10 protein-coding genes are annotated in these 9,917 nt (G+C 36.2%); 4 read left to right on the forward strand and 6 right to left on the reverse strand.

Annotation, left to right across the window (positions count from 1 at the left end; translation table 11 throughout):
- Positions 1-2 precede the first annotated feature (2 nt).
- Both QZU83_RS00480 and QZU83_RS00485 read right to left on the reverse strand, forming a co-directional pair.
- The gene (locus tag QZU83_RS00480; RefSeq protein ID WP_295608993.1) at positions 3-467 is read right to left on the reverse strand and encodes a hypothetical protein; all 465 of its coding nucleotides are present in this window, start codon (positions 465-467) and stop codon (positions 3-5) included.
- A gap of 8 nt (positions 468-475) precedes the next feature.
- The gene (locus QZU83_RS00485; protein WP_295608994.1) at positions 476-2,146 is read right to left on the reverse strand and encodes a glutamate--tRNA ligase; all 1,671 of its coding nucleotides are present in this window, start codon (positions 2,144-2,146) and stop codon (positions 476-478) included.
- 125 nt (positions 2,147-2,271) lie between these two features.
- Here QZU83_RS00485 and QZU83_RS00490 point away from each other — a divergent pair, with 125 nt between their 5' ends.
- The 3 genes from QZU83_RS00490 to QZU83_RS00500 all read left to right on the forward strand — a co-directional run bounded on the left by QZU83_RS00490 (position 2,272) and on the right by QZU83_RS00500 (position 5,274).
- The gene (locus tag QZU83_RS00490; RefSeq protein ID WP_295608995.1) at positions 2,272-3,276 is read left to right on the forward strand and encodes a tetratricopeptide repeat protein; all 1,005 of its coding nucleotides are present in this window, start codon (positions 2,272-2,274) and stop codon (positions 3,274-3,276) included.
- Positions 3,277-3,446: 170 nt separating this feature from the next.
- Positions 3,447-4,478: an aldo/keto reductase gene (locus tag QZU83_RS00495; protein ID WP_295608996.1), complete on the forward strand. Its 1,032-nt coding sequence runs from the start codon at positions 3,447-3,449 to the stop codon at positions 4,476-4,478.
- Positions 4,462-5,274 carry a class I SAM-dependent methyltransferase gene (locus QZU83_RS00500; protein ID WP_295608997.1) on the forward strand — a complete coding sequence of 271 codons (813 nt, stop codon included), beginning with the start codon at positions 4,462-4,464 and terminating at the stop codon, positions 5,272-5,274. Before QZU83_RS00495 ends, QZU83_RS00500 begins: the two co-directional genes overlap by 17 nt.
- Before the next feature lie 93 nt (positions 5,275-5,367).
- Here the strand turns inward: QZU83_RS00500 and QZU83_RS00505 are convergent, their stop codons facing one another.
- Positions 5,368-5,697, reverse strand: a complete 330-nt coding sequence (locus tag QZU83_RS00505; protein WP_295608998.1) for a cupin domain-containing protein — start codon at positions 5,695-5,697, stop codon at positions 5,368-5,370.
- Positions 5,698-5,699: 2 nt separating this feature from the next.
- A complete protein-coding gene (gene hcp, locus QZU83_RS00510) occupies positions 5,700-7,007 on the reverse strand; it encodes a hydroxylamine reductase (protein ID WP_295608999.1) in 1,308 nt (435 codons plus the stop codon).
- A gap of 120 nt (positions 7,008-7,127) precedes the next feature.
- Between hcp and QZU83_RS00515 the strand changes: the two genes are divergently transcribed.
- Positions 7,128-7,904, forward strand: coding sequence for a TrmB family transcriptional regulator (locus QZU83_RS00515; protein ID WP_295609000.1), 777 nt, complete (start codon positions 7,128-7,130; stop codon positions 7,902-7,904).
- Positions 7,905-8,139: 235 nt separating this feature from the next.
- Here QZU83_RS00515 and QZU83_RS00520 read toward each other — a convergent pair whose 3' ends face one another.
- Positions 8,140-8,925, reverse strand: coding sequence for an ADP-ribosylglycohydrolase family protein (locus tag QZU83_RS00520; RefSeq protein WP_295609001.1), 786 nt, complete (start codon positions 8,923-8,925; stop codon positions 8,140-8,142).
- A 670-nt stretch (positions 8,926-9,595) separates the two neighbouring features.
- Positions 9,596-9,917, reverse strand: a 322-nt coding sequence (locus tag QZU83_RS00525; RefSeq protein WP_295609002.1) for a hydrogenase iron-sulfur subunit, incomplete at its 5' end; no start/stop codon positions are given.

The following is a 9,917-nucleotide window of genomic DNA, read 5'->3' on the forward strand; positions in this document are numbered from 1 at the left end:
AATCATTCTTTGTTTAATCTATAGCCGCCGTTTTCCACAATATATTTAGGGACTACGATTTTTAAAGAACGAATTATGTTTAAATAAAAGTCATCCAACGCCCTATCTGCATAAGGATAAGTGAATTCGAATATATAGAGATTGTCATCCTCCACATATAAAAATTCATTACGTCTGATTTGGTTTTCACCATCATTGAATGAAGAAACAACCATATAATAAAGTGATTCATTTATTACAATGAAATCTGAAGTGACCAATTCTATTTTATCGTTGTTTTTTAAATTTTCTTCAATACCGTTCATTATTTCAGGAAGCCCAGATAATGTAGGTGTTGTTGAAAACTTTATTGACATTGGAATTTTGGTATTTACCAAATACAAATCAGTGAATTCATCTTTAGGAGGGATTTGATCAAACCCCTCAGGCATTTGAAGTGTTGAAAAACCGTTTGAAAACATTACCATTCAATCACCTATTTATGAGCATAGTAGAATACCAATTCATCATCTTTAATCTCATCAAGGCGAGCAAATCCAACCCTTTCAAATTGAACTACATCTCCAACTTCCAAGTCACGGAGAGCTCCTTCACCGAGACCTTCTTTAATTGATGCATCATCCATCACGATTTTGACATTGACATTGTCATCTACAGGCACCCATTGGATAATTCTGGCCTTAACTTCACGTGCATCTTCAAAGGATGTGGAGTGATATGTGATTTCCTCACCGTTAATGTTGACGTTGACTGCATCCATTAATCTGAATATTCCATCTTTAATGTCCTTTTCGGCAAGATATGCCGTACCATCAAACGGCAATATTCTGTTTCCCCTGTCAAGATGGTCAGCATGAAGAGGTCTTTCAATATCAACGCTGCCACCATCATATCCTTCAACTTCAATCAGTTGAGGATTTTCGCAGAAGAAGTATCTGTTGGCTACAGGTTCCATGAAATTGCGGTTCAATCCATAAATCTTTTTCCAGCTGATGGCTGAATCTGCCATTTTAACACCCATTTCTGTTATCAAATCATATATTGTTCTTGGGTCAATTCCACGTCTTGCAATAGCTCTCAGGGTTCCAAGTCTAGGGTCATCCCATCCGCTGTAGGTTCCCTCTTCAATTCCTTCCATTGCCTTTGAGGTACTTAGCGCAATGTCTTCCATCTTAAGTCTGCCGTAGTGGATATATTCAGGCACATCCCATCCCATATGGTCATATAAGTATTTCTGCTTTTCTGTGTTTGCCAAATGGTCTTTTCCTCTTAAGACATGAGTCAAACCCAATAAATGGTCGTCAACAGCTACTGAAAAGTTCATCATTGGGTATAATCTGTATTTTGTACCTAAGCGAGGATGTTCCTCATCGACTATCCTCATTGCAACCCAGTCACGAATTGCAGGATTTTTATGATTAATATCAGTTTTAACTCTGAGCACAGCTTCACCGGCATCCATTGTATCGAATTTGTCCCATAATTCCAAATTCTCTTCAACAGAGTTGTCTCTGCATGGACATGGTTTGCAATTGTCTTTAAGCTCTTTAAAAGTAGCTCCGTCACAGGTGCACATATATGCTGCGCCTTTTTCGATTAATTGACGGGCATAATCATAATAGATTTCAAATCTGTCTGATTGATAGATTACCTCATCGGGTTTGATTCCCAGCCATTCGAGATCTTCAGGAATCATCTCATAAGCAGGTTCATATACCCTTTTTGGATCTGTATCCTCAATTCTCAAAATCAATTTTCCGTTATGTCTTTTTACATATTCCGCATTTGGAACTGCTGCACGGGAGTGACCAATGTGTAGAGGTCCGCTTGGATTTGGAGCGAATCTCAAAACGATGTTTTCATGAGTTCCCGGAAGCTCCTGTAGGCCAACTTCTTTTGCTTTAGGCTTTTTATCTTCAACTTCAATACCTAATCTTTCCATTTCGGCTTTTTGCTCTTCAGGACTTAAAGCATTTACTTTTCCTACAATTTTACCTGACATAGGGCCAATTTCTTTAGCTTTGCTTCTAAGTTCCGGTTCATTAGCCATTATGGAACCCATTACGGCACCGGGATTAGCACTTCCCTTATGTTTAGCTGCATTAAGCAGAGCATGTTTATAGACAATTTCTTCTAAATCATTCATTTAATCATCACATTTAATTAATTCAATAAAAATAAGCAATATTATTTATCTATCTAAAAATATATAAATATAGTGAGAGTAGTTAAAAAAAATTGGAGCCTGATAAAAAAATTAGGTTGATATACATGAGTGATGCCGTTGAAAAAGCAAAGCTATACATCGAAGAAGGCAATTTAAAGGAAGCACTTAAGCTGGCCAGAAAAAGACATGGAAAGGACGATGTCGAATCTTATCTGTCAATTTTAGATTTACTTATTGAAGAAGGGGATTTGCAGGCCCTTGAAGAAAAGGGAATGTATTACCAGTACTATGACGAAAGCCACGACAATGGAGATTATGGTGAGAAGTATTTCGATGAATATCTCGAAAGGCAGCCTAAATCCATCAATGTGTTGTGTGACAAGGCAATGTCCAGGTTCAATAAAGGAAAAATTGATGAATCCCTTGAATATATGGATATGGCTTTGGACAAATATAAGCCTTATTCTAAAATAGAAGAACCACGATTATCTAAAAAAGAACTTATAATGGCAAGAATAGAGCTTTTGATTAAAGCTAAACAGTATGATGATGCCTTAAGAAGTCTGAACAATTATGAAAATCAGTTCGGGTCAACTCAAAAAACTGACCTGTACAAAGGCCAGATGCTTCAAAAGACAGGGAAAAATGAAGAGGCACTTGAGTATTTGGAAAAATCCATTTCGGAAGAAGACACCCTGATTGCATACAATGCAAAAGGTGATGCATTATATGAACTCAAAAGATACGATGAAGCCCTGAAGGCATACAATGAATGCATCCGCTATGAAGGAAAAGTTGAAGATGATTTGGAGCTTGTAACCAATTTCAACTACAAGGCGGCCTTTTGCTGTGTTGAACTTGGAGAAGATCAAAAAGCTGTCCAATACCTGAACAAGACAATAAACATGCTTAACGAATATGGCAGACTTCCAAAAGACCTTGAAGCCATATATCAAAAATGTTCCTTTGAAAAGGACCGCATCATGAGGCACGGTGATGTTGAAGACAAGGAATTCAAACAGACAAAGTTCCTGCCTGCAAAATATGCCATTATTGCATTGATTGTTATTTTTATTTTATACATTGTTTTAAAAATGAATGGGTATTAACGGATTGTGAGCATACCCCCATTTTTTCAACAAACTTCGACATTAAAAACATGACCTAAAAAAGTAATACTAATAATAAAAAACAACAAAATAAATAATAATATCAGAAATATGACTTTTTAGGAAAAAATATTTATTGATTCATAAAAAACTTTTAGGATGGCTTTAAAATGAGATTGGGAAAAACAAACTTAGAAGTAAACAAAAATGGATTTGGAGCACTTCCAATTCAAAGATGCAGTATGGATGAGGCTGTTGAAATACTTAAAAAAGCATATGACGAAGGTATAAACTTTTATGACACCGCCCATTTTTATACCGACAGCGAAGAGAAAATGGGAAATGCATTTGAAGATGTCCCAAGGGAAACCCTTTATCTTGTAAGTAAAACTGCAGCTGAAACTCCTGAAGTATTCTGGAGCGATTTGAAAACTTCTCTTGAAAGTTTAAAAACTGATTATCTGGATTTGTATCAGTTCCACAACATTTCATTTGTCCCAAAAGAGGATGATGATGTATATAAAGCAATGCTTGAAGCAAAAGAAAAAGGAATGATTAGACATATCGGAATTACCACCCACAAAATAACATTTGCCCACGAAGCCATCGAAAGTGGCCTTTATGAAACCCTGCAATATCCATTTTCATACCTGAGCGGAGAAGAGGAAATTGAACTTGTTGAAAAATGCAAAGACCTTGATGTCGGTTTTATTGCAATGAAAGCGATGGGCGGAGGTCTGATTAAGAATTCAAAAGCAAGTTTTGCATACATAAACCAGTTTGACAATGTACTGCCAATCTGGGGAATTCAAAAACTTGAAGAGCTTGACGAATTCCTTTCATACGATGACACAACAGTTTTAACCGATGATTTGAAAGCAGAAATTGAAAAAGATAAAGAAGAGCTTGGTGAAAACTTCTGCAGAGGATGTGCATACTGTATGCCATGCCCTGAAGAAATCAACATCAGCCTATGTGCCAGAATGTCACTGTGGATTAGACGCTTTCCGGCAGAGCCATACCTGACCGAAGAGTATCAGGAAATGATGGAACATACAAAAGACTGCACAGAATGTTATTCATGCACAGACAAATGTCCATATGAACTGGATATTCCGGAACTTCTAAAAGAGAATTATGAAGACTATCAAGACGTATTGTCCGGCAAAATCAAAGGTGTAAGAAATGAAACAATGCATTGAAAATCCGAACGATGTTGATTGGGCCAGCTACTGGAGAGAAAGACTGGAAGGCAAGAACAACAAGGACTGGGACAAGGCCGCTCCGGGGTTTTATAAAAGAACCAGAAAAGATGACTATAATGACGCATTGTTCGACATGCTGATTCTGGATGAAAACGATACAGTCCTTGATGTCGGGTGCGGTGAAGGGTCAATAACAGTGCCCCTCTCAAAAAAGGTTAAAAAGGTAATCGGACTTGATTCATCACCTAAAATGCTGGAATATTTAGAAAAAAGAGCTAACGATGAAAATGCAGACAACATCGAAACCATCCTGAAGCCAATTGAAGAGATAAAATATGAAGAAATAGGTGATGCTGATGTTGTGGTCTGCTCAAGATCTTTAAATGGAATAATGCCAATTGAAGAAGTTTTAGTAGAATTGGATAAGATTGCAAACAAGTATGTATTCATAACTATTTTTGGACCTGAAAACAAAAAAATCGAAAAGGATTTTGAAAAGGAGCTTGGAAAAAAGACAGAGGATTTCCCAGATTACAATTATTTCTTTAACATACTATTCAATTTGGGAATTTACGCCAATGTCCAGCGTTTTGATTTGAATAACTACCGCGAATATGACAGCATTGATGAAGCCATGGACAACGGCAAATTCAGACTGGATTTATATTGCGATGAAGAAAAAGAGCTTCTCAGGAAATATTTGGAAAGAATACTGACTTACGATAAGGAATCTAAGAAGTATTATAATGTTAAGGACAAAGCCGATTGGATAATGGTATGGTGGAAAAAATAGCCATCCGCTAATAAAAAAGAGAGACATAACTATGACATTATAAGTGTGAAAACACTCAATAACATCATAGTTCAATGAAAGGTTTTAATGACATTAGTCAGATTTAATCATTGTTAATATCATTTTATAAGAACTGTTTTCAGCTTGAAGTGCATGTGGTTCATTAGCAGGCATGATTATGATTTCACCGGCTTTCACAGTGTGTTTTACACCGGAAATTGTGATTTCGGCTTCGCCGTCAATTACCTGAACCATTGCATCGAAAGGTGCTGAATGTTCTGAAAGGCCTTGACCTTGATCAAAAGCGAAAAATGTCACGGTACCCAATTCTTTTTTGATTACTTCACGACTTACAACACTGTCTTTTTGATAATCAAGCAAAAATTGAATATTAAGAGGTTTTGCTTTTAGATTTTCACTCACGCCTATTCCCCCATAATGGTTTTGATGTCTGCTATTGCATCTCCGGTTGTTGGAGTTAAATTGTAGTTTTCAACAAGGACATTCAAGATGTCATCATTGCACCATGCAGGGAGTACAGGTCCAATCCACATGTCTGTTTTGCCAAGATAGAGTAATGCCCAGAGTACTGCTGCGGCTTTCTGTTCCATCCAGGAGAGTACAATAGTTAATGGAAGTTCGTTTAATTCCATTCCAAACAATTCACATAATGCTACTGCAACATCGACTGCAACGATTGTATCGTTACATTGACCTACATCCAATAATCTTGGGATTCCTTCGATGTCACCTAAATCCAAGTCATTGAATTTGTATTTTCCGCATGCTAATGTTAATATAACTGTGTCTTCAGGAAGGTTTGCAACGAATTCCCTGTAGTAGTCGTTGTGTTTTGCTGCTTTGTCACATCCACCAACAACAAAGAATCTTCTGATTTTGCCTTCTTCGACTAATTTTTTGATAGCGTCAGCGTGTTCTACAATAGCTCCTGCGCTCCATCCTGTTGTGATTGTGGTCAATTCTTCAGCTTCCAATCCTCCAAGTGATTTTGCACATTCAATAACTTCTGAAAAGTCATAATCTTCTACTGTTTTTACGCCTTCGAGTTTTGCTACATCCATTGTGAACATTCTTTCTTTGTATGAATCCATTGCAGGCAATACGCAGTTGCTTGTTCCAACAATTGCTGCATTGTATTTTTTGAATGTCATTCTCTGGTCATGCCATGCTCCGCCTAACTGTCCTGCAAGGTTTTCATATTTGTTTAAGCCAGGATATCCGTGAGCAGGCAACATTTCAGAGTGAGTGTAAACTTTAATGTCTGTTCCTTCAACCTGTTTTAATAATTCTTCAAGCGCTTTTAGGTCGTGACCGGTTACAATGATTGCAGGCCCTTCCTGTGCTCCAACCTTAACTTCAACAGGCTGTGGTTCACCGTATGCTTCAATGTGAGCGTCTTTGAGTAATCTCATTACGTCAACACTTACTTTTCCTGCTTCAAGTGCCAATGCCACAAGATCGTTTACATCAAAGTTGACATTTGTTAATGTTGTGTATAAACCTTTGGTTAAGAATGCATCGATTTCAGGGTCTACTTTTCCTAAAACGTTTGCATTGTAGTTGTATGCACTTATACCTTTCATTGTAAAGATTAAGTTATCCTGTAATCTAGCCACAGTTGCGTTTTTACCGCAAACCCCTTTGATAGTACATCCTGTACCGTGAGCGGTTTGGGAACATTGATAACAAAACATATCTAAATTATCTGCCATTTAAATAACCTCTTTTTATTCGTTAATTAAAATTTTGTCAAAATAGCTTATAAACATTTTGTCACTAAGCAAGGGTTAAAAGTAACAAAGATTATATAACCGTTTATGCAAACTATAATCATGGACGAAAATATATCAACACTTAAAGGAATTGGGCTGACACTCTATGAAGCCGAAGCATATGTGGCAATGACATCACTGATTTCATCAACTGCAAGTGAAATAGCCGAAAATTCAGGCATCCCCCGAAGCAAAATCTATGACGTATTGAAAGGACTTTCCAGGAAAAATTTTATAGAAATCGAAGACGGAAGGCCTCAGACATATCACGTCAAATCACCGGTTGAAGTACTGAGCCGTGAAAAGGAAAGACTTGGAAACGAAATTGACGATACAATAACCCGACTGACACACATATATGAAAACGGAATGAGCCAGGTCCAGGCACCTATCTGGAGGATATATGGCGTTGAAAAGATTATATCCCAGGAAGTGGAAATCATTAACAGAGCCAAAACATCCATAAACATGAGGATAGGATTTCTGTTTGAAGGAGAAGGCGAAGCGTTAATCAAAGCCTTTAAGAACAGGCCCAGCTTAACAGTAAACATACTGGCTTCTCCAAAATGCTACATTAATAACGAGGAAATAGATATCATAAAACTATTCAAAGATGCCGACATCAACATTCAAAAGGCAGATATCCCCTTTGTAAAAGTCATGATTTCAGATTCCAAGGAGATGATGCACACATATACAAAATTCAGTGAAGACAAACGTAATGTACTTCCCGAAACGGCCATCGGAATATGGAACAAATATGAAGATGTGGCCAAAAACTACGATGAGCGGTTTAAAAACCAGCTTAAAAAAATTCAAAATAAGCAAAAGAAATAGATGTAAAAAATATTTCCAAAAAAAAAATAAGAAAACAGCCAGAAAAATGATAATGTTAAATTGAATCCAGCCCCCATAATTCAACAAGTATGACAAATGCATGCAATTTGCCTACATTAACATTAACATAAACGGCAGTACATTTGGTTTTTGAAATTGAAAATTGATAGGATATACATCATATGATTGAATTTGACAAATTTAGTCAAATTTCAACTGTTAATGCGAAAAAATTTCAAAAGAACTTTTCCTCAAAATTCATAAAAACTTCAAATAAAAATTCATCCAAACGGATAACTGACTCTTCACAAATATTTTCAGGAACATCCCAATAAGCTGATGCAATACTTCCTGCAATTGCAGCCTGAGTGTCTGCATCACCGCCCAAAGACACAGCATTTCTTACAGTATCCTCAAAGTCACGGGCCTCCAAAAAGCAGATTATTGACTCGGGAACGCTTCCTGCACAGGACACATCGAATTTGTAAGTCGGCCTTATCTCATCCACAGTGCGGTTTAAGTCATAACCATAATGAAGTTCCACGTGATCCTTAATTTCTTCTTTAGATGCTCCGATACGGGCCAAGTATATGGCATCGGATGTTGCAAGAGCGCCCTTAACTCCTTCGGGATGGTCATGAGTTATAATGGATGACAATTCCGCAAGCTTTTGTGCTTCCTCCAAACTTTCAGCAACCCATGCACATGGAGCCACTCTCATAGCCGAACCGTTACCCCAACTTCCATAAGGTTCCGGAGAGTCCTGAGAAAGCCAATTCAAAAACATCCTTCCGTAACCTGCGTTAATATATCTCCTTCCGAAATGTTTAACACTATTAATTAAAACATCCTTAGAATCCTTGTCTTCACACAACCATTTAGCAATGGCCAATGTCATTACAGTATCATCCGTAAATATTGAATTTCTCTCAAACAAGTCAAAATCCTTAGTTTTTATTGAATTAAACTCATGAGTTGATCCAATTATATCTCCGGCAATAGCCCCAATAATTCCTTTCATGAATATAATTGTGTCAATATGGTTAATAACATTATTGATTTTAATCTAAAATTGCTTCAACTTAGTAAAATTGTCTTCAATTGATAAAATTGATGTTAAATCAAAGAAAAAAGTTATATAATGGTTTAAATAAAATTATTTTTGATAATATCAACTATTATCAGAAAAAAGGAATTTCTATAAAATATTTTATGAATCATTCAAATAAGACACTTTTTTAAATAAGTTCATATGCTATTGTACTTGAAAAAAATAGAAATTTCAAAACAAATCATAACTAACATACAAATGGGTTCTGGAGAAATCCGGAATCCTTAAAAAAAAAAATTTTCAAATAATAAAAGGATAGCTATTAAAGTAAAATTAACTTCAATAGCTATTGTAGACAGTTAAAGAAACCTACATGACGTTCATATAAATTTCTCTTTTTTTAATTAATCATTTCTATATCGATGGAGAAAAACAACAACTAAAATTGGTAATGCCTTCAATATTAGTTATTTGGCTAATGATGAATTAATCAATATAGACCTAATTAATTCGAAAAATAATTAAATATTCGCTATTTAACTATCTTTCTAAGATTAGTACGGGAGATACTAATCTTAGAAAGGCAATTAGAAAAGAAAATAAATAGCCATAAAAATATAGCTATTTAATCCGATTTAAATTATTTCAATTCTAATGGCCCTAATTTTGAAAGAGTCTTATGGAACTCTTCCATTGTTGTTTTAAATTTTTCTCCTTCGGATGCTGAAATCCATTCATGGCGGAATCTTTCTCTTTCGATTCCGAATTCTTCGAGAATGTCTTCAACGATTTTGGATCTTCTTGACCATTTGTAGTTTCCTGCGTCATAGTGGCAGTCCCCAATATGACAACCTCCTACAAATACGCCGTCGGCTCCTTCTTGGAACGCTTTGAAAACCATTGAAGGTGTGATTCTTCCGGAACACATTACACGAATGATTCTGACATTTGGAGGGTATTGC

This window comes from uncultured Methanobrevibacter sp. (assembly GCF_902771435.1).
GTDB lineage: Archaea > Methanobacteriota > Methanobacteria > Methanobacteriales > Methanobacteriaceae > Methanocatella.